At 57.5% G+C, this 25,367-nt stretch carries 20 protein-coding genes and 3 pseudogenes; 12 read left to right on the forward strand and 11 right to left on the reverse strand.

The genetic code is table 11. The features are described from left to right. Positions 1 to 360 precede the first annotated feature (360 nt). From ACFO3E_RS10015 to ACFO3E_RS10035, 5 genes and pseudogenes are all read left to right on the forward strand, one after another. Positions 361 to 1,590, forward strand: coding sequence for an MFS transporter (locus ACFO3E_RS10015; protein ID WP_380804319.1), 1,230 nt, complete (start codon positions 361 to 363; stop codon positions 1,588 to 1,590). Between the two features lie 260 nt (positions 1,591 to 1,850). Further along, positions 1,851 to 2,276 (forward strand): TonB-dependent receptor plug domain-containing protein, encoded by a 426-nt coding sequence (locus ACFO3E_RS10020; RefSeq protein ID WP_380804321.1) that lies wholly within the window; start codon positions 1,851 to 1,853, stop codon positions 2,274 to 2,276. Positions 2,277 to 2,366: 90 nt separating this feature from the next. Beyond that, positions 2,367 to 4,157, forward strand: coding sequence for a TonB-dependent receptor (locus ACFO3E_RS10025; RefSeq protein WP_380804324.1), 1,791 nt, complete (start codon positions 2,367 to 2,369; stop codon positions 4,155 to 4,157). 49 nt (positions 4,158 to 4,206) lie between these two features. Continuing rightward, positions 4,207 to 4,689 carry a beta-ketoacyl-[acyl-carrier-protein] synthase family protein gene (locus tag ACFO3E_RS10030; RefSeq protein WP_380804326.1) on the forward strand — a complete coding sequence of 161 codons (483 nt, stop codon included), beginning with the start codon at positions 4,207 to 4,209 and terminating at the stop codon, positions 4,687 to 4,689. Between the two features lie 73 nt (positions 4,690 to 4,762). Beyond that, positions 4,763 to 5,181 (forward strand): annotated as a pseudogene (locus tag ACFO3E_RS10035) (IS5 family transposase); the annotation flags it as partial. Positions 5,182 to 5,286: 105 nt separating this feature from the next. Here the strand turns inward: ACFO3E_RS10035 and ACFO3E_RS10040 are convergent. Continuing rightward, positions 5,287 to 5,520 (reverse strand): helix-turn-helix domain-containing protein, encoded by a 234-nt coding sequence (locus tag ACFO3E_RS10040; protein ID WP_380804328.1) that lies wholly within the window; start codon positions 5,518 to 5,520, stop codon positions 5,287 to 5,289. Next, a complete protein-coding gene (locus tag ACFO3E_RS10045; protein ID WP_380804330.1) occupies positions 5,520 to 6,050 on the reverse strand; it encodes a DUF2975 domain-containing protein in 531 nt (176 codons plus the stop codon). The genes ACFO3E_RS10040 and ACFO3E_RS10045 overlap by 1 nt, the downstream gene beginning before the upstream one ends. A 436-nt stretch (positions 6,051 to 6,486) precedes the next feature. On the opposite strand from ACFO3E_RS10045, the pseudogene ACFO3E_RS10050 reads away from it, so the two are divergent. Further along, positions 6,487 to 7,616: pseudogene (locus tag ACFO3E_RS10050) on the forward strand (IS256 family transposase); the annotation flags it as partial. A gap of 258 nt (positions 7,617 to 7,874) precedes the next feature. Here the strand turns inward: ACFO3E_RS10050 and ACFO3E_RS10055 are convergent. Continuing rightward, complete coding sequence (locus ACFO3E_RS10055) at positions 7,875 to 8,909, reverse strand: IS110 family RNA-guided transposase (protein ID WP_380804333.1); 1,035 nt, start codon at positions 8,907 to 8,909, stop codon at positions 7,875 to 7,877. Between the two features lie 450 nt (positions 8,910 to 9,359). Between ACFO3E_RS10055 and ACFO3E_RS10060 the strand changes: the two genes are divergently transcribed. The 4 genes from ACFO3E_RS10060 (at position 9,360) to ACFO3E_RS10075 (ending at position 14,979) form a co-directional block, all read left to right on the forward strand. After that, the gene (locus tag ACFO3E_RS10060; protein ID WP_380804336.1) at positions 9,360 to 9,986 is read left to right on the forward strand and encodes an IclR family transcriptional regulator; all 627 of its coding nucleotides are present in this window, start codon (positions 9,360 to 9,362) and stop codon (positions 9,984 to 9,986) included. A 212-nt stretch (positions 9,987 to 10,198) separates the two neighbouring features. Beyond that, complete coding sequence (locus tag ACFO3E_RS10065; RefSeq protein WP_380804338.1) at positions 10,199 to 11,002, forward strand: CmcJ/NvfI family oxidoreductase; 804 nt, start codon at positions 10,199 to 10,201, stop codon at positions 11,000 to 11,002. Between the two features lie 322 nt (positions 11,003 to 11,324). After that, positions 11,325 to 13,568, forward strand: a complete 2,244-nt coding sequence (locus ACFO3E_RS10070; RefSeq protein WP_380804341.1) for a TonB-dependent receptor — start codon at positions 11,325 to 11,327, stop codon at positions 13,566 to 13,568. A 229-nt stretch (positions 13,569 to 13,797) separates the two neighbouring features. Beyond that, a complete protein-coding gene (locus ACFO3E_RS10075) occupies positions 13,798 to 14,979 on the forward strand; it encodes an MFS transporter (RefSeq protein WP_380804343.1) in 1,182 nt (393 codons plus the stop codon). Between the two features lie 94 nt (positions 14,980 to 15,073). On the opposite strand, the gene ACFO3E_RS10080 is transcribed toward ACFO3E_RS10075, so the two are convergent. The 5 genes and pseudogenes from ACFO3E_RS10080 to ACFO3E_RS10100 all read right to left on the reverse strand — a co-directional run bounded on the left by ACFO3E_RS10080 (position 15,074) and on the right by ACFO3E_RS10100 (position 20,269). Further along, positions 15,074 to 15,541, reverse strand: coding sequence for an acid phosphatase (locus tag ACFO3E_RS10080; protein ID WP_380804346.1), 468 nt, complete (start codon positions 15,539 to 15,541; stop codon positions 15,074 to 15,076). Between the two features lie 430 nt (positions 15,542 to 15,971). Further along, a pseudogene (locus ACFO3E_RS10085) lies at positions 15,972 to 17,127 on the reverse strand (L-lactate dehydrogenase). Continuing rightward, a complete protein-coding gene (locus ACFO3E_RS10090; protein WP_380804349.1) occupies positions 17,124 to 18,047 on the reverse strand; it encodes an amidohydrolase family protein in 924 nt (307 codons plus the stop codon). Before ACFO3E_RS10090 ends, ACFO3E_RS10085 begins: the two are co-directional and overlap by 4 nt. A gap of 102 nt (positions 18,048 to 18,149) precedes the next feature. Then, the gene (locus ACFO3E_RS10095) at positions 18,150 to 19,007 is read right to left on the reverse strand and encodes a 2,4-didehydro-3-deoxy-L-rhamnonate hydrolase (protein WP_380804352.1); all 858 of its coding nucleotides are present in this window, start codon (positions 19,005 to 19,007) and stop codon (positions 18,150 to 18,152) included. Between the two features lie 44 nt (positions 19,008 to 19,051). Next, positions 19,052 to 20,269 (reverse strand): enolase C-terminal domain-like protein, encoded by a 1,218-nt coding sequence (locus ACFO3E_RS10100; RefSeq protein ID WP_380804354.1) that lies wholly within the window; start codon positions 20,267 to 20,269, stop codon positions 19,052 to 19,054. 163 nt (positions 20,270 to 20,432) lie between these two features. Between ACFO3E_RS10100 and ACFO3E_RS10105 the strand changes: the two genes are divergently transcribed. After that, positions 20,433 to 21,191 (forward strand): IclR family transcriptional regulator, encoded by a 759-nt coding sequence (locus ACFO3E_RS10105; RefSeq protein ID WP_380804357.1) that lies wholly within the window; start codon positions 20,433 to 20,435, stop codon positions 21,189 to 21,191. 22 nt (positions 21,192 to 21,213) lie between these two features. Here the strand turns inward: ACFO3E_RS10105 and ACFO3E_RS10110 are convergent, their stop codons facing one another. From ACFO3E_RS10110 to ACFO3E_RS10120, 3 genes are read right to left on the reverse strand one after another with little or no spacing between them, the layout of a single operon-like run. After that, positions 21,214 to 22,464 carry a sugar MFS transporter gene (locus ACFO3E_RS10110; RefSeq protein WP_380804359.1) on the reverse strand — a complete coding sequence of 417 codons (1,251 nt, stop codon included), beginning with the start codon at positions 22,462 to 22,464 and terminating at the stop codon, positions 21,214 to 21,216. A 33-nt stretch (positions 22,465 to 22,497) separates the two neighbouring features. After that, positions 22,498 to 23,235, reverse strand: a complete 738-nt coding sequence (locus ACFO3E_RS10115) for an SDR family oxidoreductase (RefSeq protein WP_380804361.1) — start codon at positions 23,233 to 23,235, stop codon at positions 22,498 to 22,500. Next, positions 23,232 to 24,254 carry an aldo/keto reductase gene (locus ACFO3E_RS10120; protein ID WP_380804363.1) on the reverse strand — a complete coding sequence of 341 codons (1,023 nt, stop codon included), beginning with the start codon at positions 24,252 to 24,254 and terminating at the stop codon, positions 23,232 to 23,234. Before ACFO3E_RS10120 ends, ACFO3E_RS10115 begins: the two co-directional genes overlap by 4 nt. Before the next feature lie 921 nt (positions 24,255 to 25,175). Here ACFO3E_RS10120 and ACFO3E_RS10125 point away from each other — a divergent pair. Next, a partial coding sequence (locus tag ACFO3E_RS10125; protein WP_380804366.1) for a hypothetical protein occupies positions 25,176 to 25,367 on the forward strand: 192 nt, incomplete at its 3' end.

Raw genomic sequence — 25,367 nt, forward strand, 5'->3', positions numbered from 1 at the left:
ATCGCCTCTTCAGATCTTGCGGACAGGCTTTGAGTGGCCACATATTCACCCGCGGTCAATATATTTCAATAGACCTATCCAATTAAGTCGGAGCCTCCTCCGGATTAAGGGAATTTGTGCGCGACACGTAGATTGCTGGAGTGTCACAAGCACAGAGGATGGTGGGCATACCGGGTGGTTCCCCCTGGAAACATGATTGCGTATTATTGCAACACATCATAGGTATTTTATATTCGTCGGGCTGATTCATCCAAAATTGGCTCGCTGTGCCCCGTTATAACGCGACCGACAGTTGAAGGGAGAGAAATGTCTTCACGCTTGCAGGGCGACGCAAAGGCGGAATGGCGCGCGCACTGGACTGTGGTGCTCGCCGCCTGTGCCGGCATGTGGGGCGGTGGCATATTAAGCTATACAGTTGGCCTCTTTGTCGAGCCGTTGCAGCGGGAATTCGGCTGGAGCCGGGTCGAGATCATGGCCGGTCCAGGCATCACCGCATTGGTTTGTTTTCTGGGAGCACCCTTCGTTGGAGCGCAAATTGACCGATTGGGCGCTCGCCGACTGGGTATTGGCGGGATGATTGTGCTGGGTCTGCTCGTATCATGCCTGGGCGTGGTCGGCCCCAACATCTGGTCCTGGTTATTCACGTGGTTCTTGCTCGCCTGCGCCTACTGCTTTCTGTTGCCCAACATCTGGGCGTCATCCGTGTCGGGCTTTTTTCACGCTGGGCGAGGTGTCGCAATGGGCATCACATTGTGCGGCAGCAGCCTCAACTCTCTTGTCATGCCGCTCTATTGTTATTTCCTGATCAGTCATTTTGGCTGGCGGTCCGCCTTCCTGGGATTAGGTGGATTTTTACTCATCTTCATCGTCCCTTTGTTGCTCCTCTTTCTGACGAGTGCGCGTGATCAGGCGCGACTGGGCAAGCGCGAACAGCGGCGATCGGAAGCCACCCGATTGCGCGATTGGAAACGCCATCTTTTGACACGGCGCTTCATCCAGCTTGCACTCGGCGCGTTCCTCACTGCCGCAGTTGTGCCGCCACTGGTGATCAACGCAGTCCCGGTTCTCACGGCCGGCGGCCTATCTCGCCTTGATGCTGCGGCGATCGCATCGCTGATAGGCTTTACATCCATCTTAGGGCGGGTGGGAATAGGTTGGCTGCTCGACCGGATCGACGGTCGGATTGTAGCAGCCGCCGTCGTCTGCCTGCCCGTGATTACCGCCATTCTATTGATAAAGGCGCCTGGATCCGTACCGGTAGCAACGGTAGCAATCCTGTTCTTGGGCCTGGCGCTCGGCGCAGAATCCGACATGGTCGCCTATCTTACGTCGCGCTATTTCAAGCTCGACCATTTCGCCATGTTGTTTGGGACGGTCACTGCGCTTATCGCCCTTGCCGGCTCAGGCGGCCCCGTGGTGCTAAGCGCCGTTTACGATCATTTCGGCAGCTATGTACCCGCTCTGTGGGCTACCATTCCGCTCTGCCCGCTCGCAGCCTTATTATTTATTTCTCTAGGTCCTTATCCTGCAGACGCGAACGACCGATCAGAGGAAAGCCGTCCCAAACTCAGCGAGGCTACGGGCAATTAAATAATCATATTGAATTGGTTACGTCGTCAGTTTTAGTATTCACGCGCGACGGCTCATTCAGAAGCTGCAACCGAGAAATCTAGAAGGGGATCATATGACCAGAGCGCAGACGCGTCTACTTCTTTGCACAGCCGCGGCGATCGCGGTGGTAAGCCCGGCAATCGCATTAGCTCAAGACAGTTTAAGTTCCTCGCCAGATACGATCGATCGATCGGTCGACGGGCGCGGCGCAGCCGGGCATTGGCTCCAATGACATCATCGTGACCGCGCAACGCCGCGCCGAACGGCTTGAAGAAGTGCCCATGGCGGTGGTGGCCCTTGGCGCGGAGTCGATCGAGAAGTCCGGTGTCACCAGTGTTCGCGATATCGGCCAGATCGCCGCTGGCGTTCAGATCAACCAGGCAGGTGCAGCAACCCAGCCTGCGGTCCGCGGCGTTTCGACGACTCTCAACACCTTCGGCTACGAGAACAACGTCGCACTTTACGTCGATGGTTTTTACCAGCCGGACTTCATCACGATCAATGCAGACCTCGCCAATATCGCTGATGTTCAGGTTCTGAAGGGGCCGCAAGGGACGCTTTACGGACGCAACGCGACGGGTGGCGCGATCCTCATCAATACGCTCGCGCCGTCGGACACCTTCACAGGCAAGGTTCAGGCGAGCTACGGCAATTTTGACGATTGATCGATCAGCGCCTATGTCTCGGGACCGATCACCGACAACATCCGATTTGGGCTCGCTGGCTATTGACGCAAGAGCGACAATTATATCAAGTTGATCAAGCCGATCCCTTCCGGCGCTCCGGTTCCTGACAAATCTCCGTCGCTTGAGCAGCGGTCCGTTCGGGCCAAGCTGGAAGCTGATCTTACGGACAATCTGAAGGCGACCGTTGGCTTCAATTACGGCTTTGTCTCGGATCCCAACTCCTATTTCTTTACACCCGTCGCGTTTGCGAACCCCGCCCTCGCTATTCCGGGCCTTATTCCCAACTCGGCGCGGTATCGAAAGGCTGTCAATTACGGCATCAATCCTGACGCAACGACCTATGAAGGGACGCTGAAACTCGAGTGGAAGACCGATATCGGCACCCTCACCTCCTACACCGGCTACGGCCGGCGGCGGGCAAATCAGCATTTCGATGTCGATGGCAGCTATGTCGATCAGCAATATTCACGCAATAGTCAGCAGTCGAAGTCTTTTCAGCAGACGCTGGACTATGTGATCGACGCCATCGACAACGTGACCTTGGTCGCGGGCGCGAGCTACTACCATGATGTTTCGGGCGTCCGCCCACCTTACCTCACATCTGTCTATGGTGCAGGCCAGACGCTTTCGGCTGTGCTACGCACTCGGCTCAAGAGCGAAGCCATGTCCTTTTACGTAGATGGCACGGTGGACCTGTCCGACACGGTGAGTATCACCGCTGGTGCTCGATACACCGACGAAAAGAAAACGTTCACCTTCCAGGGCCTCCAAGGGATCGTTCTTGCCCCTTATACGAGAAGCGCGTCTTTTGCGAAAGCGACGCCACGCGCATCGATCCGCTGGGAATTGGCGCCACGCACCAACGTCTACGCTTCTTATTCGAAAGGCTTCCGCAGCGGAACGATCAACCAAGGCGTTTCGATCGCTGCCATTATTCCGGTCAAGCAGGAACTGATCGACGCTTATAAAGTGGGATTTAAAACCGCGCAGAACAACTTCCGCTTCAATCTTTCAGCATTCTACTATGATTATAAGGATTTGCAGGTCTCACTGACCCGGCCGCTCTGCCTTAACGCCGCTTGCACTCAATTCACGTTGTTCGGGGTCGTGAGCAACGCTCCTAAGGCGGAAATCTACGGTCTCGACGGCGACGTGTCATTTAACCCGACGCCAAGGCTGACCCTCCGCGCAGGCGCCGCCTATCTTCATGCCCGTCATATCGATTTCTCGAACGCTACGGGCACGGCGGTCAACCTCACAGGGGCACCCGTCACTCTGCCGACTGGCGCGGTTGTAAACCCGAACCGCAACTTCACCGAGATCCAGGATTGGAGCGGCCATCAGATGCCCCGCGCGCCTACTTTCTCCGGGAATGTTGGCGCTGAGTATACCGCAGATTTAATGGGCGGAAAACTCGATCTGTCGACGAACGTCAATTATACTGACAGTTTTGTTATCGAAAACCCGTCACTTTATGGCTCGTTGGCGGGATCTTTGGCCAACACGCAACGCTATCGTCAAAAAGCATATGCACTTGTCAACGCCCAGATTCAGTGGACTGATCCCTCCGATCACTTCTATGTGGGCATTTATGGCCGCAACCTGACGAATAAATATTATCGCCTGACCTATAACGGCAATGCCGGAGTCGGGACTACTCGTCACCTGCCGCGCCACGTCAATATGGCGTCAAGGCGGGCTACAAGTTCTGATCGCCAGATGGCGTGGACGGCCTTGCCGTCCACGCTACTCTTCCGCAGCCAAGGCTTATGGCCCGGTCAGAAGCATAGGTCGGCACCGTTACCGCTCCAACCTCTGATTGGCATCCGGCCGGTCTCGCCAATACCTCTCTTCGCATGATAGCTTGACCCTCGCTGGTGCCTCGTAATTCGGACGAGGGGAACATTGTATGTTCAACAACAGAAATCCCGTTATCGGAGATGTTTATCAATCCCTGCAGGGCGACCTAGCCTCTCGCACGCAGCAGGATCTTTACTTTGAGGTGGCTAAGGGGGCGCTGGCCTACGCGGGCCTTACTCTGTCCGACGTGGACGGCCTGATCGGCGATGCCCCAGAGGGCGTCGGGATTCGTCATCTGTTGCCCGGTGCCGCATTGGCGGACCTCATCGGCCATCCTCTCAAATTTGAGGCAATGACCCATATCGGCGCTGCCGCCTCCTCGGCGGGCGTGGGGGTTGCCGCGATGGCGGTGTCCGCAGGCATTGCCGATGTTGTGCTGGTGCCAACCGCAGCCGCCGGGCGGGGATGGGATTCAATTCCAGCGACCGGAGCACAGCGATCGCTTCGATGGCAAAGCTCGGGAGCCCCTATGAATGGCTATGGGGCACGACGCGCGTCGCCGACTATGCTGTCAACGGCGGTCGGATATTAGGGCGTAAACTCATAAAGTGTCTTGAGGATTGGCGCTTCGCGTGATTCACGGCTCTCTGAGACAGGAGGGCTGGATGGCACGGCGGCGGTATGAACTGACAGATCGGGAATGGGCGATTATCGAGCCATTGTTGCCCAACAAGCCACGCGGCGTGGCTCGGGTGGATGATCGCCGGGTGCTCAACGGGATCATGTGGCGTTTCCGGTCTGGTGCGACATGGTCGGAAATTCCAAAGCGCTACGGGCCACCCACGACCTGCTACAACCGGTTCGTTCGCTGGCGTAAGGCCGGGGTCTGGGACCGGTTGCTGGCTGCGGTTTCCGCCGGATACAATGGCGAATTGGTGATGATCGATTCCACCTGCGTGCGCGTCCACCAACATGGTGCGACGGGCAAAAAGGGGGAGGCTGCGATGGTGGCATGGGACGTTCCCGGGGTGGCCTCACCAGCAAACTCCACGCTCTTGTCGATGCTGACGGTCGCCCTGTCTCAGAGAGCCGTGAATCACGCAAAGCGCCAATCCTCAAGACACTTTATGAGTTTACGCCCTAGCTTATCGCGCACCTCTTCTCAGCGCATCAGTAAACACCGCAGGGATCAGTCTGGATCGAAATGCAGAAGATCGCCAGGCTGGCAATCCAGTTCGCGACAGATCGCCTCCAATGTGGAAAAGCGGATTGCCTTCGCCTTGCCGGTCTTGAGAATTGAGAGATTGGCCAGTGTAATATCGACTCGCTCCGCAAGCTGAGTCAGCGTCATTCGGCGGGCGTGTAGCAGATCGTCCAGCTTGACCTGTATACGAGATACTTCCGGGGCGGACTCCACCGACATCAAACCGTCCCATCCAGTTCCTCACGCATCCGTGCGCCCTCACGAAACACGCGCGCCAGAATAAATAGGATAAGTGCGAGAAACAGGCCCGAGAACGGAGTCTGCATATCGAAGCGAAAGTGAGGTGACAGACTTACCGCCCAGTGGCGGAGCACCGCGATCGGTATTGCCAGCAGATGGACGGAGGCACTGAGCCATGCCATCGCGCGCAGCCGGTCAGCATTGGCGGGAGTGAAAGGATCACCCTCCCCGACGCTCGCCACAATCCTGCGAAGATAGCGTAGGAAAAAATAGATGAGGAGACAGATAAGGGCAGCCAACGCCACCACAACAGTAACCGCCCATATCGCATCAGACGGTGCCCCTTGCTTGACGAGGACCTCGAGCGCCTGCTCTCGAAACAGGAGCACCAACGGCACGCTGAGTGCGATGATGACGGCGAAGAACAGCATTGCGGCCATCGACACGCCTAGGAGCAATTGCACGATGGCCAGCAGCGGATCCCGCCGAGCGGGGACATGCAAACTCATGCAATGCCAGGTAGCATTGTGAGTACGGAAGTCCAGAGCAGGACCACCGAGAAGATGGCAAGAGCGAGCGAGGCGACAACTTCGTAAGACTGCACCATTGATTGTTCTCCGATATGCTTCATATCGATTTTCAATAACACCGATTCTACTGGTCGTCAACCAAATTATCGAAAATCGATATGCGCCACCTCCAGGGCCGAGAGACTTCACGATGGTGCCCAGCAGCCGGCGTCGCCACTCGGGGGCATGCGTTCAGAAAAGCGATCGGATCGCGCGGCGCGGTCGTGTCCCCGGTGATGGTGTAGCTCGACGGTTAGCGAAGCTGACCGGACGCGCGCTCATCGATCAAGCGCAGTAGCGGCCGGTCAGTTTCGCGGGTGGCCATCGGAGATCTCGGATAGATTTGGGTTGCGAGACTCAAGCTATGGAGATCCCGATGACCAAGGAGATGATGGACGTTCAGGCGCTGCTGGGAAAGAGTGCCGACAGCGATTTTCTACGCGAGATGATCGGCTTTGCGGCGCAGCGGCTGATGAAACTCGAGGTCGGTGGGCTGACGGGCGCCGCTTATGGCGAGAAGAGCGCAGAGCGGCAGGCCCAGCGCAATGGCTACCGCGATCGGGATTGGGAGACGCGGGCCGGAACGGTCGAACTGCGCATCCCCAAGCTGCGCACCGGCAGCTATTTCCCCGGCTTCCTGGAGCCTCGCCGGTTGGCGGAGAAGGCGCTGACAGCCGTAATCCAGGAGGCATACATACAGGGCATTTCGACGCGCTCCGTCGACGATCTGGTCAGCCGAAGGCCACGCCCGAAGGGCGTAACGCGCTCGGCATGAGCGGCATCTCCAAGAGCCAGGTCAGCCGGCTATGCCAGGAGATCGACCAGCGGGTGAAGGCGTTCCTCGATCGGCCCATCGAAGGCGACTGGCCCTATCTCTGGGTCGATGCCACTTACCTCAAGGTACGGCAGGCGGGGCGGGTCGTCTCAGTGGCGGTCACCATAGCGGTCGGCGTCAATAGCGACGGCCGCCGCGAGGTGCTGGGCATGGCGATCGGCGCATCGGAAGCCGAGACTTTCTGGACCGACTTCCTGCGCAATCTGGCGCGGCGGGGCCTGCGCGGTGTGAAGCTCGTCATCTCCGACGCCCATGAGGGTATCAAGGCGGCGGTGTCGCGTGTCTTCAATGCCACCTGGCAGCGCTGTCGCGTCCATTTTGCCCGCAATGCCATCGCTCATGCCGGGCGGAGCCGGAACCGTGTCGTCTCCGCACTGATCGCCACCGCTTACGCTCAGGAAACCGCCGAGGCCGCCACGATCCAGTGGCGCAAGGTGGCTGATCAGCTTCGACCGGCAGTGCCCAAGCTCGCCAAGCTGATGGATGATGCAGAGCAAGATGTATTGGCATACATGTCCTTCCCGCCCCAGCATCGCACGAAGTTGCACTCGACCAATCCGCTCGAGCGCCTCAACGGCGAAATCAAGCGGCGAACAGAAGTGGTCGGCATCTTCCCCAACGAAGACGCCATCACCCGCTTAGTCGGGGCTATCCTGCTGGAACAAAATGATGTGTATGGAACACCCCTACCATGCAAGGCTTTTCGATAAAGATTGGCGAGCTCGGATCTTGCGGTCGTGTATCCGGCCTTGTCGCGCGGCTTCACACGCCGCAGGCCCCTATGGTTTCCGCGGATCGACGGCCGGACAAATGGACGAACTCAAAACGGTTCGCATCATTTCAATGACCTTTGTCGAACCCCGGTGTGACCGGTTCGCCATACTCTGTCATTCGCCTTGCAAGTCAGTCCCTTGGCGGGACCGAGCTGGTTACGCCGCCATCAGCTGGGCTGAATGTCGGCGGTAAAGTTCCTCCCTGGTCAGCATTGCCCAAAGCGAACGCGCTGTTTTATGCGCAACAGCCGTCGCCGCGACGTTTGTTGGCCTCCTCGCAACCAGCGCTGTGAGCCACGGACGAGGCGCTACGTCCTTGCGGAATGTCGTTCCCACGACGGCACGGGCACCATGGATGAGTAGCGTTCTGAGATAACGATCACCTCCTTTGCTAATCCGCCCAATCTTCTCCTTGCCGCCACTCGCTTTGATCCGCGGTGTAAGGCCCAGCCAGGCGGCGAAATGGCGGGAGGACTTGAATTGCTTTCCGTCCCCTACGGCAGCGACAATTGCAGATGCGGTGATCGGCCCAACCCCTGGTGCCGACGCGAGCCGCTGGCTGACTGGATCTGCTTTGTGCCAAGCCACGATACGCAATTCCATATCTTTGAGTTTCTCGCTTAATTCCTCAATGTGTTGGAACAGACATCGCAGTGCTTGCTGTGCCTCGCTGGGCACTACGGTTTCGTCGGCCGACACAAGGCGCTCGCTTAGCGTCGCAAGCTGCCGCACTCCTTTGCCCGCGATGATCCCATATTCTCCAAGCAACCCTCGTAACGCGTTGATCGTTGCTGTCCGCTGTCTCACGAGAAGGCTACGCACCCGGTGCAACGCGAGGATCGCCTGCTGCTGCTTGGTCTTGATCGGCACGAAGCGCATGTTCGGCCTGGCCACCGCTTCGCAGATCGCTTCCGCGTCCGCGGCATCTGTCTTATTTCTTTTGACAAAAGGTTTGACGTACTGCGGCGGAATGAGCCTTACCGTATGTCCCAGTTCTACAAGTAGGCGCCCCCAGTGATGTGCGCTGGAGCACGCTTCCATGCCCACCAGACGCTGGGGTTGCTTCTTGAAAAACGCAACAAGATCGCCGCGGGAAAGCTTCCGACGAAGAACCGTATGGCCGGCCTTATCCACGCCATGTACTTGGAACACCGTCTTGGCAAGGTCGAGACCGATAGTGACAACCGACATGCTTCCCTCCTTTGATGACTGGCCGTGAGAGTGCACCCTTCAATAGGGGTGGTCCATGCCATCAAATGGGCCGTCCAGCGCTCCCGCTACATGACACTGGAAAGCGTCGCCCAAATCGGCGATGATCCCCTCGTCACGCTGCCGCCTATGGCAGCATGATCAACCCGGCTCTAGCCGGAGATCGCCATGGCTACGCCGGCGAACCTACACCATGTGTTGGGACACGATCCGCGGCGCTGTTGAGCGAAACCCCAGAAAGCACTCCTTTGAAGACATGGCACATCCTTGACAAGATCAATCTTCCAAGTCACGGCAACCGTATCGTCTACCAGGTGCAACGGAAATCTGCGATTGGCTGTGAAGCGTAGTGAAGGTGCGGCGCGGGTTCTAGCGGCGTTCGAACATATAGCTGCACGGCAACCCATTGGCGTCAGCGCTCTGGCTCGCCTGATGGAAGAAGATAAGAGCGTTATTCAGAGGGCTGTAGTCACCTTGGCGGAAGCCGGCTGGATCCGGTCACTTCCTTCGCCACCCACGCGTTGGGAAGTGAGCGCCCGCTTGTTCACAATTGCGCATTTACCGCGCAGTGCTGGCGAGTTGCGGCAACGCGCCCGCAGCACCTTGGAGGCTGTACGCGATCAGAGCAATGAAACAGTGTTTCTGGCCATCCCGGATGTTGGACGCTTCGTCGTAATCGACGTCGCACAGGGACCACATCCGTTGCGTGCTGCGCTGAAAGAAGGAGATATAATCCCTGTGCGCGGCAGCGCTACTGCGGCAGCAATCCTGCCCTTCCTAGATCCGAAATCGGTTGATGTCATGTTGGCAGGTGCCACCTACGACGAAGGTGCCGCCCTCCGCGCAAAAAGCGGCCAAGGAGCATTCGCGGTGAGCGTTGACGGCGTGCTGACGGGTTCAACCAGCCTCGCCGCACCGATCTTCGATGACATGGGAATTCCGATTGGCGCAATCGGACTCGCTGGCCCGACGAGCAGGATACCGGAGGATCGACATGCTCATCTCGGGACGCTTCTCCTCAGCGGCGCCCGCAATCTGTCCCAAAGCGCATCTGCTTAAAATTTTTGAACGACGCCTCCGCACATCGGTGCTGACTCTCCATTTTTCAAATTACACCGCGTCTCCCGTAGCTTTTCTTACAGGCTGCATTCACCACCATGATGGCGAGGCACCACTTGACCCGCATTGGAAATGATCTATTCTTATCCCTAAGAGAGATATGTGTATCTCCTAGGGATACACATATATTGAATAATTCGTAGGAGGAACGCATGCCGGATGTAACGGGCGTGGTGAACTATCTTTCCGGGCAAGCTGAGGGTCGGGTAAAATATACTCAACAGCGGGAACGCTCCACTTTACAGCACGATGCTCATTCGGTCCTCATGCACGACATTCGCAATTCAAGCGAACTGCCGACCCTCGAGAGGGAAGGCTTCATGGTGGCTTCTATCCCGTTGGATCCCCAACTGCCGCTGGATGCCAGAGTCATCGCCGAAGCATACAATCCCGCTATTCAGAGATTTCTTCAACAGCTGACCGGAGCCCCCAAGATCGTTTTGCGCGCACCAATTTTGCGTTGGAGCCGCCGAATGGAGCGCGAGCAATTTGCCCCGGGGCCCGCCGACTATGTTCACGGAGACTTCGCCAAGGACGTGTTCCACGACATGGCCAAGGAGGCGGTGTGGAATGACCCTGAACGGGATCGATGGCTGGCGGGGCGTTATGCTGTTGTGCAAACATGGCGAGCACTCAGTCCGCCCCCTCAGGATTTCCCCCTCGCCTTGGTTGACCGCCGTACAGTCTCCAGTCATGAATTAGTAGAGATGCAGTCGATCATCGGGGCGCCGGGAGAGGAGCGATCTTATTCCAGCTATTCACTAAAATACAATCCGCGCCATCGCTGGTCGTATTTGTCGAACATGACACAAGATGATGTACTGGTCTTTATCGGGTCCGAGAGCGATAATGAGATGCCTGGCATATTACATTCCAGCTTTGATAACACGCCAAATATCACCGATCCTGTTCCTAGAACCTCCTGCGAATTGCGCGCATTTGTATACTGGGGATGATAGCTGAGCGACCGCCCACGAGCCTTGTCTCCATGGAATGAGCCATATGCTGCATTGCCGCGCCCGCGTTGGTTGGAATGCCATTTTGGCTCCGTTCCTGAGTGGCGCCTGAGGGTCGCATCAAGTTATGACAGGCACGGCATCCTTGCAGGCGCCCTGGAACTGGCATTTTCCCACAAGGTACGTCCTTTATGCAGCGATTTCGCCGACCGTAAGATCCTATGCCAATAGTCGAAGCCGCCGTATTGCATAGATCATTGAGCATTGCACTACGGTCCATTTCTTGGTAATCTCCCGACAAAATCAATATAGGGAGGAAGGCATGAACAGGTTTCTAGGCAAACTAGCACTCATGGGCGGAGTGGCGGTCATCGGATTTGCCCCACCGAGCCAGGCGCAAGGCACTGGGAGCAGCCAGTCGGCCGCTCGGGCGGATACCCCCAACGTTACCCACATCATCGTAACGGCTCAGCGGCGCCAGGAGCGGTTAGAGGATGTGCCTAGTTCAATTGTGGCCGTTTCTGCTGAAACCATCGAACGTGCGGGTGTGGTCAACATTCAGCAAATCGGTAGCATCGCACCTGGCGTCCAAGTAAACCAGGCAGGTGGCGCAACCCAGCCCTCAATCCGTGGGATCACCAGTCTCACCAATCAGGTCGGGTTTGAGAACAACGTCGCTCTTTATATCGACGGCTTTTACGCGCCCGACATGATTGCCCTGAATTCGGACCTAGGCAACATAGCTGACGTGCAGGTCCTCAAAGGACCTCAAGGCACTCTCTATGGCCGCAATGCTACAGGTGGCGCAATCCTGATCAGTACGCTTGCACCCTCAAAGACGTACACGGGCAAAGCCGAAATCAGCTACGGCAGCTATGACACTCTTACCACCAGCGCCTATATTTCTGGTCCGCTGACTGACTGGCTGCGCTTTGGCCTCGCCGGGTATCTGCGCAAGACGGACGGTTATCTCGACTTTGCCGAACCCACGCGCAGCGGCAACGCCGCACCCATCAAGCAGCAATCTATCCGTTCCAAGGTGCAAGCCGATCTCGCCTCGAACTTCACCGCGACGCTCGGGTTCAACTACGGGCTTTCCTCTGACCCGCGCGGCAACCTTTTCACGCCGCGGGACCATATCACGCCGGCGACCGCGCTACTGCCGCGCGCTACTGATCCAATGGAGATGTCTTACAATTACCGCACCGCCAATCGGGCGAAAGTTTACGAAGGCACGCTGAAGCTGGAATGGAACACGGATATCGGCACGCTAACATCGTACAGCGGCTATGCGCGGCGCAATAGCAGGCAGGATTTCGACACCGATGGCACCTACGCAGATATCGCCTCCAGTGAGAATAGTTACCGAGAAGACACTTACCAGCAAACGCTCGACTATGCGATCAACGCTATCAATGGCCTGGATCTTGTTGTAGGCGCCAGTTATTATAATGACCACACGCGAAGCACTCCGCCACTGCACCAGACGACTTATGGACCTAACAGAGCCTTCAGCTTCTATGTCGACTCTGACCTGCGGACTGAGGCATTCGCATTTTACGCTGACGGCACAATCCACCTAAGCGATGCACTCAGCCTCAGCCTTGGCGGTCGCTACAGCGATGAAACGAAAAAGATTGAGATGGTCGGGACTGGTGCGCTTGCGACACTGCTTCCTCTCACTGTGCGCCGCGCGAGCTTCGACAAATTCACCCCTCGCGCTTCACTCCGCTATGAAATCGCTCCCAGGACCAACGTCTATGCGTCCTATTCCCAGGGCTTCCGTAGCGGAACCTTCCCGGTCGCAGTTGGCGCACCTTCACTCGTTATTCCGGTCCGGCCGGAAACCATCACCTCCTATGAAATAGGCTTTAAGACCGCGCAGAGCTTCTTCCGCTTCGATGCTGCTGCTTTCTACTATCGCGACAAGGACCAGTTTATCTCGCTCACTTCACAGATCTGCACCTCCCCGACAAATTGCACCTTTACTTCCGTGCTTGGGAACGCCCCGAAGGCAAAGGTTTACGGTTTGGAGGCGCAACTGTCAGCGACACCGATTGACGGCCTCAACATTCGCGCTGGCGCCTCGTACCTCCATGCGCGCTTCGGTGATTTTCCCAACGCGGTGGGCACTGGGCTAAATACAACTACAAATACGAATGTGTTGAACCAGACTCAGGACTGGAGCAATAAGCAGCTACCGCGCGCACCTGACTTCTCTGGTAACGTCGGCATCGATTATGAAATGGCCTTGGCCGGCGGAACCTTATTGACGGCAGTTAATGCAAATTATACTGACAGCTTCGTTATCCAGAATCTGTCTCTCTATGGCCCACTAGCGGGGCCAGAACTTGCCGGAAAGCAGCGATACCGGCAAAAAGCTTATACCTTGGTAAATGCGCAGATCACATGGACTGATCCCTCAGAACATCTCTACATTGGTGCTTACGCGCGCAACCTCACCGACAAACGCTATCGCCTGACCTACAATGGCAACTCGCGCGGCGACTATTCGACACCCGCTTGGCCTCGGGAGATAGGCGTGAAGGTAGGGTATAGGTTCTAGATCCATCGAGAAAGTCGATAGAGCACACCCAAATGCACGGCTCCGGAGAGCGGCTTTTGTCGCTTTCTGGAGCTTTATCAAATATCTGAACTCAGTTGCAGCAAGCACTTTGAAATGGCGCGACATGAGCAGGATATCTGCCGAAACCTGACACGGAGGATGTTTGTCCATATCGCATGGAGTAGGCGCCGAATGGCGCCAGCACTGGACCGCGGTCCTTGCTGGCTGCATGGGCTACGCTGCCAGTACGATGCTGACCTATTCGCTAAGCCTCTTCCTTGAACCATTGGAACAGGCTTTCGGCTGGACACGGGTCGAGATCATGGCTGGATCATCGATCGTCGCGGTCATCTGCGTGCTGCTCTCGCCCGTTACTGGCGCAGCAGTCGATCGCTTCGGGCCGCGATGGATCGGCATTGGCGGCTTGGTCGCGCTTGGATCAATGATCGCTGCCTTCGCCTTCATCAACGGCAACTACCTTCTCTGGCTTATCGTCTGGACTGGCTATGCCCTAGCGACCGTTTGCGTTTTACCGACTGTCTGGACTGCCGGAGTCGTCCGGCGTTTCCGCGCTGGCCGGGGTTTAGCTATAGGCGCAACCATGTGTGGACCCGGTATTAGTACCTTTATCAGCCCGCTCGCGGCCCACCTGCTCATAGACGGACTTGGCTGGCGCTACGCCTTCATAGCTATGCCTCTACTTTGGGGCATCGTCGTGCTGCCAATTTTGTTTTTTTTCCACAAGAACATGAAGCGCCATGATGTCCCTGAACCTGCAGACCAGGCGGCCCGAGCTGGGAGAAAAGGTCTTGCAGTAAATCGCGATGTCGTCTCCGGTCGTTTCATTCGACTTCTCGCGGCCGGCCTGTGCTTTGCCGCCGTTGTGCCTCCGATGGTTATCAGCGCGGTTCCCATCCTCTCCTCGGCGGGGCTACCGCGCGGCGAGGTGGTGACTATTGCGTCCTTGGCAGGAGTCGCAGCCATTTGCGGCCGTATCATCATTGGCTACCTACTCGACCATCTGGACGCGCGCGTCCTGGGTATGATGCTTGCCTTGCTTCCGAGCATCGCCTGCGGCATCCTATTGGCCTTTCCCGCTTCGGTTCCAATGGCCGCTCTGGCCATCATCGCGCTCGGTTTCACGCTAGGCGCTGAGTATGATGTCCTTGCCTATATGACATCGCGCTTTTTCGCGACGGAACATTTTGGTCTGCTTTTCGGTACACTCGCAGGCGTGATAGGCTTGGCAACATCGCTGGGGCCGGTCTGGTTTAACGCGATCTTTGATCATGGCGGGTCTTATGTTCCCGCCCTATGGATCGCGCTGCCCCTATGCCCCGTTGCCGCACTGCTATTCGCATCGCTTGGTCGCTATCCCACGGCTCTCGAAGGACATTTGCAACGATCCTAATACAGCATAGATCGATCAGAGGCTGAGCCAAATAGCTGTCCTGGTCGTCCCAGTCTTGTGGATCGCCGCCTGCGGACTAAATTGATTTTGCTGCTCATTTTGCACCGGATGCTTGGGATAGAATTCGGCTCTCTTCCGCGCAATCGGGACCGGTCACTGTCGATTGGTTGCTTATCGATGCAACTTCCGCCAGTGCCGCTTTAAGATCAGCTTGGAATGCTTGATCCGCGTTTAGGCGCATTACTGTCGCAGCGGCCATTGCGCGCCCTTCCTCGATATCGCTTAGCCAATGCACATTGCAAATTCGACGGCTGTCACCAAATGCACGACCCCGGGCAACGATTTGTGCGGCTCGATCCGGGAAAACTTCTGCGAGGATGAGCGACACGCCAAACCCTATAGCGCTATGCCCCGACGGGTAAGACCCGTCATGACGAAGAGCTCGCTCCCAGGTTGGGGTACAGGTCGTCTTGCCATTCACCATGAAAGGACGCGGGCGCCTATAGTGCTTCTTCACTTCGAGCGTCGCAGCCCCAAGATCCTGCGATGAACGATCAATCATCTGCACCAGGACTGGTGTTCGTTCCTTGCTGATCGCAACACCAGCCGCACAACTGAAGGTGGCCGCGGCCCTGCCGGGAGCAAGATTTGCATCCTTGGCTGCCAGTTCCCACCTGGGTCCAGACGGCGTTCTGGTGGCCTGATCAGCTCCAGCTCGATCAAATAATTCTGCGGGCGATCCGGGCGTTGGCGGAGCCGGCACCAGCACGAGCCCATTTGGAAGGGCCGTACCTCCGAGATAAGGTCCCTTCTGGGCCGCCCCGGTCGACGTCAGCGGTACTGCGCTATAGTGATCAAGCCTGGCGCAACCACAGGCAAGCAGAAGCGCCGGTACCGCGGCAAGTGCGTAGTTCACACGCATAGGCATTTCCTCACCCCATCCAAGATGGCTCTTCTACGAGCGGTGTTTTAATTTGAGTTGAGATTAAACGCTATAAGTCGACGTTTCTACTGTCGTCATTCCCAACAAAGATATCACGGCTAACGGCAGAAACGGACGTACAGACTGTAAGCGCCATCGCCACGCGCATCTCAGCCTTCATGAGGCGCAGCACGTGGTCAACGCCAGCTTGCCCGCCACCCGCCAAGGCATAGGCCCATGCACGACCGATGAGGACACCCTTCGCACCGAGCGCCAGCATTCTGACTATATCTAATCCCGAGCGCACGCCGCCGTCAGCAAGTACAGTCAAGCTGTCACCCACAGCAGCGGCAATCGGCGGCAACGCTCGAGCAGTAGACTGTACACCGTCGAGTTGTCGCCCACCATGGTTCGAAACGATGATACCATCAGCTCCAAGCTCGGCCGCCTCTCGCGCGTCTTGGGGATCCAAGATGCCTTTGGTGATCAATAGCTGCTCCATTCGGATCGAATCAAGTTCAGATCATCCCAAGGGACCGTAGGATCAAAATTGTCTCGCATCGAGGCAAAGAAGTCCTCCATACCTGTACGATGACCCAGCACCGGTGCTACATTTCCAAGCTGATGCGGCCTTCCACGACCCCCCACGTCCCATGCCCATCCTGGTCGCATCGCGCCTTGCCAAAGACGCTTCGCTGCACCGCTAAGGCCAGCCGCGCCGACGAGGCCAGAACGATAGTCCCGATAGGGGTTCCAGGCGCGGGCATGTCGACTGTAAATACAAGGGCAGAACATCCCGCCATGCGCGCTTGTGCCAAAGAATCGCGCATAAAATCGCAATCCCGAATCATTTATAGCTGGAACCAGAACGGCTTTTTCGTTGCTGCCGCCACTTCTGCCAGTGGACATGCTGAGACCGTGGAGAGACAGAAAGGAACGCCGGCAGCCTCCGACGCACGAGCAGCCTGCACCTCTCCGCGCCGTGCATTCATTTCGGCAAGTCCTACCGGCGCGAGCACGAGGGGCATATCAAAATGCTGGCCAAGCAGGTCGATGTCCGAAACATCGCGCAGCGCCCGTTGACCCAGGGCGACCTTCTCAAGATCCGTTATGTTCTTGCGCAGTGTTATTTCTGCGTATGAGCCGCCATCGCTATACTCGAACAAAAAGCGCGGCAGCCGCCGTCGGGCCAGTTTGCGGTAGTCGAGCGTTGAGGCCGCTTTCATGCATTCGGACCCGAAATATTCAACCGATAGGTTCGCATCGCGTTCCGCGCGAAAATTGCGGAGCGCTCATCCTTTGAGAGATCGGCCGTGAGGGCATGAAGTGCCTCCAGACACTTGTCGAAATCGGCAAACAATTTGTCGGTTGGAAAATCACTTGCTGCCATCAGGCGATCAGGTCCGAACAAATCGATCAGCTCACGCACAAAATGGTGTACCGACTGGACAGCCCAGCCACGATCAATAAAGCCGAACCCGGACAGTTTGACCGAAACTTGCGGAAGCGCGGCAAGCAACGCCATGCCGCGCCGCCACTCATCCAGGCCGTTCGGATCATCGATTACGGGCATTCCGGCATGGTTGACGATTATTGGAACTTCTGGATGCCTTTGAGCAATTGCCGCTATATTGGGCATTTGCTTAGGATAGCATTGCAGATCGAATGACAATCCACGCTGCCCCAGCAAACTGAAGCCGCGCTCCCAAGTGGGGTTCAACGTCACGTCCGTCGCGGAATAGGTGCGTTGTGGATTAGCGTGCCAGTTAACAATCTGCCGTACCCCCCGAACAGCGGCATGACCGGCGTGAGCCTCTAACGATCGTTCAATATTTGGATGGTCGAGCGCCGCGAAAGCGACCACTCCGTTTGGTAAACCGCGGCGGTCAGCAATCGTTTGAACCCAATCGGTTTCGTCAAGCGCCTGAGACGCGTCAGCGCCGGCCTCCACATGGACCATGCCGACCACATTCCAGCGCTTGGCATCAGCCAAATAGTCATCAAGCTCGTAATCAACTGCTATCGCTTCGACGCTGCCGTTGGGCCCGTCATCGGAAAAAGGCGGCCTCAGCCAAGAATAGCCGATTGAGCCATCTAGCTTCCACAGGTGCACGTGCGCATCGACAAAAGGGATCGGGTCCTTCATGTCAGCCGCCGACAACGCAAGAATGATCGGAGCGCAGGTCCATTATTGTTCCTGAAAGAATAAGCGCGCCATCCAGGTTCAGGGTCAGACAGCAGCGGATGCTTATGCCATGACCTCATCACCCAAATGGCGCCATGCCACGACCCTTTGCGTCTGCGTGCCCAGCTTCGCGATGGAGAGCTGCATCACATCGCCAGGCTTAAGGAAAACAGCGTCAGGCTTTTTGCCTTCACCGACACCCGGTGGTGTTCCCGTTATAATCAGATCACCAGGGAACAAGGTCATATAGCGGCTGATATAAGCGATCACTTCTCGCACGCTAAAGATCATTGTACGGGTATTGCCCGTCTGCATCCGCTCACCGTTTACGCACAGGCTCATATCCAAATCCTGGGGATCGGCAATTTCTTCCGGCGTCACTAGCCAAGGTCCGACGGGGCAAAAAGTGTCGTGACCCTTGCCCTTTGACCATTGGCTGCCGCGCTGCTTCTGATTGAATCGCTCGGAGACATCATTGGCCAGCACATAGCCCGCAACATGATCGAGCGCATCTGCTTCCTCGACATAACGGCATGTCTTGCCAATGACGACGCCCAGTTCGACTTCCCAGTCACTATGGGCCGAGTCCTTAGGGAGCATCACTTCATCGTTGGGTCCGGTCAAACTCGACAACGCTTTCATGAACATGACAGGTTCGGATGGGATCGGCAGGTTGGATTCAATGGCATGATCTTCGTAATTGAGCCCGATCGCGACGATCTTACCGATGCCCTTGACGGGAACTCCATAGCGTGGCTCCCCGTCGACCAGGGGAAGAGTTTCCAGCTGGACAGCAGATGCCACACGCAAAGTGTCGGGCGTGATGTCAGGGACGACGCCGGAGAGATCTCGGATGCGGCCTTGCGCATCGACAAGACCGGGCTTTTCAGAGCCACGGGGGCCATAACGACAAAACTTCATGACTTATCCTTAGAAGGAAGAAGAGTGATCTGCAGCACGCTCAATTAAGCCCAAGCGAGCCCATCGGGGAAGCGGAAGTGCTCGATCGCCTCTACCTTCAGCTCCGTGCTGTAGCCGGGCTGGCTCGGGGCAACATAGCGGCCCGATTTCACAACCGCCGGATCGACAAAATGCTCATGAAGATGCGCGGCATATTCAGTCATCGCTTCGTCACATGTCCCGCTGACCGCGACATAATCGATCGCGGAGATATGCTGCACGACCTCGCAGAGACCTACGCCGCCCGCATGCGGACAGACCGGCTTACCGAACTTGGCAGCCAGCAGCAGCACTGCTAGCACTTCGTTAAGACCACCCAATCGGCATCCGTCCAACTGCACGACGTCGATCGCGTCCGCCTGGAAGAACTGCTTGAACATGGTGCGGTTGTGACAATGCTCCCCGGTCGCCACACGAATCGGGCGGACGGCCTCACCCACCTTGGCATGGCCCAGAATATCATCGGGGCTCAGCGGCTCCTCAATGAACCAGGGGTTGAACTCTGCGAGGCGCTCCATCCATGCGGCGGCTTCATGGACTTCCCATACCTGGTTGGCATCGACCATGAAGCGCTTGTCTGGACCGATCTCCTCGCGGACGATGCGTGAGCGGCGCACGTCCTCCTCGACATCGACACCGACCTTGATCTTGATCGCCTTCCAACCGTCAGCCATGGCCTGTCGCAGCAGACCGCGCATTTTATCGTCATCGTAGCCGAGCCAACCTGCCGAGGTCGTGTAGGCAGGATAGCCGTTCGCTTCCAGCCAAGCGATCCGCTCGGCCTTACCCGCTTCCTGCTCGCGCAGCAGGGCGATCGCCTCTTCCGGCGTGATTGCGTCCTGAATATGGCGGAAGTCGATCAACGACACGAACCGTTCGGGCGTAAGGTCCGACACCAGGCGCCAGACCGGCTTGCCTTCGACCTTTGCCCACAGGTCCCAGATCGCGTTGATGATCGCTGCGAGACCCAGGTGAATTACGCCTTTTTCCGGACCTGTCCACCGCAGCTGGCTGTCACCCGCAAGAACCCGCCAAAAACCGGCCATGTTCGTGGTGATCTCTTCCAGAGTCTTTCCAACGACCAACGGTATATAGCTTGCGATCGCGGCGACGCACAGCTCATTGCCCCGGCCGATCGTGAAAGTGAAGCCGTGCCCCTCCATCCCAGGCCGGTCGGTTTCCAAGACCACATATGCGGCGGAGTAGTCTGGATCGGGGTTCATCGCATCTGAGCCATCTAGGTGGCGTGATGTGGGGAAACGCAGGTCGTGAGTACGAATCGCAGTGATCTTAGTCATAAAAGCCGTTTCGTATATAGTTTCACGTTTTATATATGATGAAAAATGTTTACGTGCAAAGGATAATTTTGCGTGGCAGAGACGGCGGATGACTGACGAACGGCAAACTTACCAAGCACCCGCACTGGAGCGGGGGCTTGAGATTCTTGAGCGGTTGGCGACACTGGGGGGACCTGCAACACTGGCTGAAATGGGACGCGAACTGGGACGCTCCCGCAGCGAGTTGTTCCGCATGTTCGTCGTGCTGGAACGTGGCGGCTATCTTAGCCGCGTTGATGGGGATCGATATGCGCTGACCTCAAAGCTCTATGATGTCGCCTTGCGCGCACCGCCCCAACGCGACCTTATAGACGCCGCGCTGCCGGCGATGCATCGCACGGCAGTCCGCTTGCAGCAAAGCTGCCATCTGGGCGTGGCAAGCGGCACTGATCTGGTCGTAGCGGCGCGGGTGGAAAGTCCTGACATGCTCGGCTTTTCCCTGCGGGTGGGATTTCGCCGTCCATTAAATCTTTCAGCTAGCGGGCGTGTGCTCTATGCCTACCAATCTGCGGGGATACGTATGACCTGGCGAAGCCTTGCCAACACGCCCGAAGATGCAGAGCGCTGGCAGGAGGTCGAGGCGGCCGCGCAGGCGGTGCTGGACAACGGCCACTACATCACTCCCAGCTTCTATGTAGATGCAGTGACTGACGTGGTCGCACCAATTATTCCCGAGGGGCGCTCCTACGCCGTTGCGACCTTGGTCGTACCCTTCATCTCCGGGCAGTCAACACGCACGACGCTGGATGAAGTCGCGACATGCGTGATGGAGGAAGCCGCCACCATCGGGCGCGGTTTGATGTTGTAAGGCGGCGCTCAACGCCAGCAAGTCAAGCGGCGATCAGCTTCTGTTCGGCGCCCTTCCAGCCATAGAGCGCTACGATGGCGAAGATGACGGCGGGCATCCAGAAGGCCGCAGGCGATCCGTAGTGATCGGCGATCATCCCCATCGGATAGGGCAGCAGAACCCCGCCGCCGATCGACATCACCATAATCGACGCCGCGCTCTTGGTATGGCTGCCCAGATCCTTCACGCCTAGAGTGAAGATCGTCGCGAACATGGTGGACATGAAGAAGAAGACGCCTATCAGCGCGATCGCTGAAACCTTCTGGATCCCCATCGCAACGACAACAGTCAGCATGGTGTTGAACACGCCATAGGCCGTGAGCAAAGCACGCGGTGGTATCCGCACCAGCAGCGCGGTCGAGACGAAACGTCCGATGAGATAGCCAAACATGGCGATTGACAGCAGGTAGGCGCCTTGCTGCGAGCTGAGGCCATCCCAGGTTTCCGTCACGAGGTTAATGAAATAGGCACCGACACCTACCTGCGCGCCGATGTAAAGCGCCTGCGTCGCCACGCCGAACACGAAGTGGCGGTGGCGAGATAGCGGCAGCGGCTGGCCTCGTTCTTGCTCAAGCGTATCTTCGGCCGCGCGGATTTCCGGCAGATGTACCCGCGCCAGCACGAACGCGTAGGCGAGGACAAGGACGCCGATGATGCCATAGGTGATCTGAACCGACGTGAGCTCTCCGCCCAAGCGAGCGGTCACATCCGGATTGAAGAAGAAGGCGCCACCTATAAGCGGGCCAATGAATACGCCGACGGCATTAAACGACTGTGCCAAATTCAGTCGGTAAGACGCCTTCGCAGGGTCACCCAGCACGTTCACATAGGTGTCGGCGGAGGTTTCTAGCACCACTATACCGGTCGCCAGAACGAACATCGATCCAACGAATAGCGGGAAGCTCTCCGCACCGGCCGACGGGATGAACAGGAAGGCGCCAAGAGCCGTTATAACGAGGCCAGAAACCAGACCTGCCTTGTACCCAGCCCGCTTCATCAGCATGCCCGCTGGCACGCTCATTATCAGATAGGCGCCGAAATATGCCATCTGCAGCAGGGAAGACTCTGCCTTTCCGACGTGCAGCGTCTCCTGGAAATGCTTATTCAGCACGTCGAGCAAGCCATAAGCTAAGCCCCAGATGACGAAGCAACTGATGGCGAAGGCAAGCGCCAGCTTTATCCCCTGCCGCTCAGCATCACTCTCGCGGTGTGCTTCCGCCTGCGTCGCCATCATTGCCTCTCCCTATATCCGCCAATCCGGTGGCGCTTAGTTGGCCCAGCCGCCGTCAATCACATGAATGGCACCCGTCGTGAACGCTGCTTCGTCGCTCGCCAAGTAAAGGATGAGGCTGGCGATTTCCTCCGCGCGGCCCAGGCGGCCCATTGGTTGGCGAGCAGAAAAAGCCTTAAATGCTGCTTCCTCATCGCCGGTGTCGCGCAGCCGTTGACGCAGTGAGGGCGTATCGACGGTGCCGGGGCAAACGGCGTTGCAACGAATGCCTTGGGTCACGAAATCGGCCGCTACCGATTTCGTAAGGCCGATCACGCCCGCTTTTGTGGCGGAATAAGCGAAGCGATTGGGAACGGAACGGACGCTAGATGCGACCGAGGCGATGTTAACGATAGAGCCTCCGCCGTTTGCGATCATGCCGGGCAGGCTGGCTTTGATAATGCGGAACATGGCAGTCATGTTCAATGTCACCGAGCGGTTCCACGCATCTTCGTCGCAGTCCAGGATTGTGCCAGCATGAACATAGCCGGCAGCGTTGACGAGAATGTCAAACGCACCGTGCCGTTCGAGCAGCGCCGCTGCCGCACCAGTATCGATTACGTCGAGACGCTCCCGCTGGACCTCTTTGGGCAACGATGCAAGCCCTGCTTCATCGATGTCAGTCGCCAGCACTTCGGCACCCTCGCGCGCCATGATGAGCGCGGTTTCCCAGCCGATGCCGGCTGCCGCAGCAGTAACGAGCGCGCGCTTTCCCGCGAGCCTGGATTTAGTCATAAAGTCTCCGGTACTGGTGTTTCGACGGGGATATGTCCTCCCGCCTTTAAATCACGCCAAAGCTGCTCCGGCAGCGAAGTCGAGGACCATCGAACGATTTCCTCCAGCTCCACCGCGGTGCGCGCGCCGACCGTGAGTGCGCGGACCGCGGGATGAGCCGCCGCAAATTGCAGCGCTGCGGCAGGAAGCGGCACGCCATGCGCATCACATAGGCGCGTGAGTTCCTTGACCCTGTCCCGCAGCTTGGCTTGAGCGGGTGCATAATCGAATGTTTCGCCACCGACGAGCAGGCCAGAATTGAACACTCCACCCAGCACGACTGATGTGTGGCGGCGCGCGCAAGCATCAAGGAAACCAGAAGTGAAGGCGGACTGGTCAAGTAGGGTGTAGCGCCCGGCGAGCAGAATGACATCAAGGGGGTGTTCCATCAGGAGTTCATAGCCGATGTCCCATTCGTTAATGCCAAGGCCGATTGCACGAACCAACCCATCCGCCTTAAGCTGCACCATGGCCGGCAGGCTGTCGACGAGCAGTTGCGGCACGAGGCGCCGGTGCCCCCCCGCATGGGTCAACCGATCCACATCATGCAGTAGCGCGATGTCAACGCTCGCGAGGCCTAGCCTTCCCAGACTCTCCTCGAGCGACCGGCGGATGCCGGCAGCCGAATAGTCGAACGCGGGTTGGAACGGCAGCGGATTGACGAAATGCGGAGGCGGCTCTGCGTGAGGTGCAGGATTAAGCACGCGTCCTACTTTGGTCGAGATGGTTCGCCGCGCGGGCGCCGCTGCGCGCAGATAGGCACCGAGACGCTGTTCTGCCAAGCCGTGACCATAAAGCGGTGCTGTATCAAACCAACTTGCACCCACCCGCTCGGCATAGGCGAGCATCTGCTCGGCTGCCTCCTCACTGACCGAAGTAAAAAGATTGCCGATTGGAGCTGTTCCCACGCCGAGCCTAGGCAACAGTACATCCGTGTGCCCGATAGGCTGGAAATCAAACGGCAGAATCATGCCACCCATGATACATAAGATCACATATGAAACAAGCTATGAAAGGAGGTTTGCCATCGGGCTGGCAAGCAGCCACTGCCTAAGAGGCCTCTCGTTGGTGCGTTTGATCGTGGTGAGCCGAAGGCTCGCGCCCAGAGTATCCTCGTCGCGCACAAAGACTTGATAACATAACATCACGGGCCATTTTGCATCTATTTTCTGTCGCCTACCTCTCGACTGTTGGGGAGGGGTTGGCGAACTACGGTGCGCTGGATTTTCTGCTGAGCGCCTTTAGTCTCGGAGAATGGATCCGCGAAGTCTGCACGGTCGATTGCCCTCTACAAAGCGCAAGTTCGCGAAAGGCTTGCTCGGCCAAGAGGCTTCGGCCGCTTGTGCGAGATCGCATGAGGAACGCTGCGGCATAGGCGGCATAGGAAGTTGGGTTCATACACGCAAACGGCTGTTAGGGCCGCTGTCGCCTGCCGATCACTTCAAATCGCCACGCGCGTCTAATCCGCGCAATCGGCTGTCAGTATTCTGAATTGATCTGCTCAGGGTGCCTGTGCTTGGTGAAGGTGCAACTAGGTAAGGTTGGCTACGCTGCTTGGGGCGGCACCTAAACTTCGTCTCCCAGTTGAGATTTTACAGACCGGTACTGGCCTCGCCGGAAAGGTGCCTTTCAAAATGCACAACTGCGATTGCATAATTCGCATTTGTCGAATTGCGTTGCCAGTGTCACATGGCACCTGCCTTTCAGGCATCCTCTCCTTAAAACTTAATTGGCTGGTCGGTCTCGACCAGCCATTTTTTTGCCCGCGCCATAACATTTGAGCGGAAACCCGTTTGGAAGGCCTACACTCGCTGGCCACGAGGACGAGAAATTGTCCTGGTCGCCGGATTTGCGAGGCGGAGGGTGTAGCAAAGCATTTCCACTTCCCTGGTCGCACATGAGTGCGCCAGGAATCCTTCAAGGCGAACCGCTTTGAAAAGCTGACGATCGCTTTCTTCGGTATACGCGGTGTCGGCTCCTTCCACTATCTCGCTTACGCCGCCAAAATGGCGAAAGGCTGCCTCCATGCCATCGAACCAGGCCGACTGCCGCTCATGGCGGAATGCCATCGTGAAGGGGCGGCGGGAATAGCC

The organism is Sphingobium tyrosinilyticum (genome assembly GCF_042654265.1).
GTDB classification, from domain to species: domain Bacteria; phylum Pseudomonadota; class Alphaproteobacteria; order Sphingomonadales; family Sphingomonadaceae; genus Sphingobium; species Sphingobium tyrosinilyticum.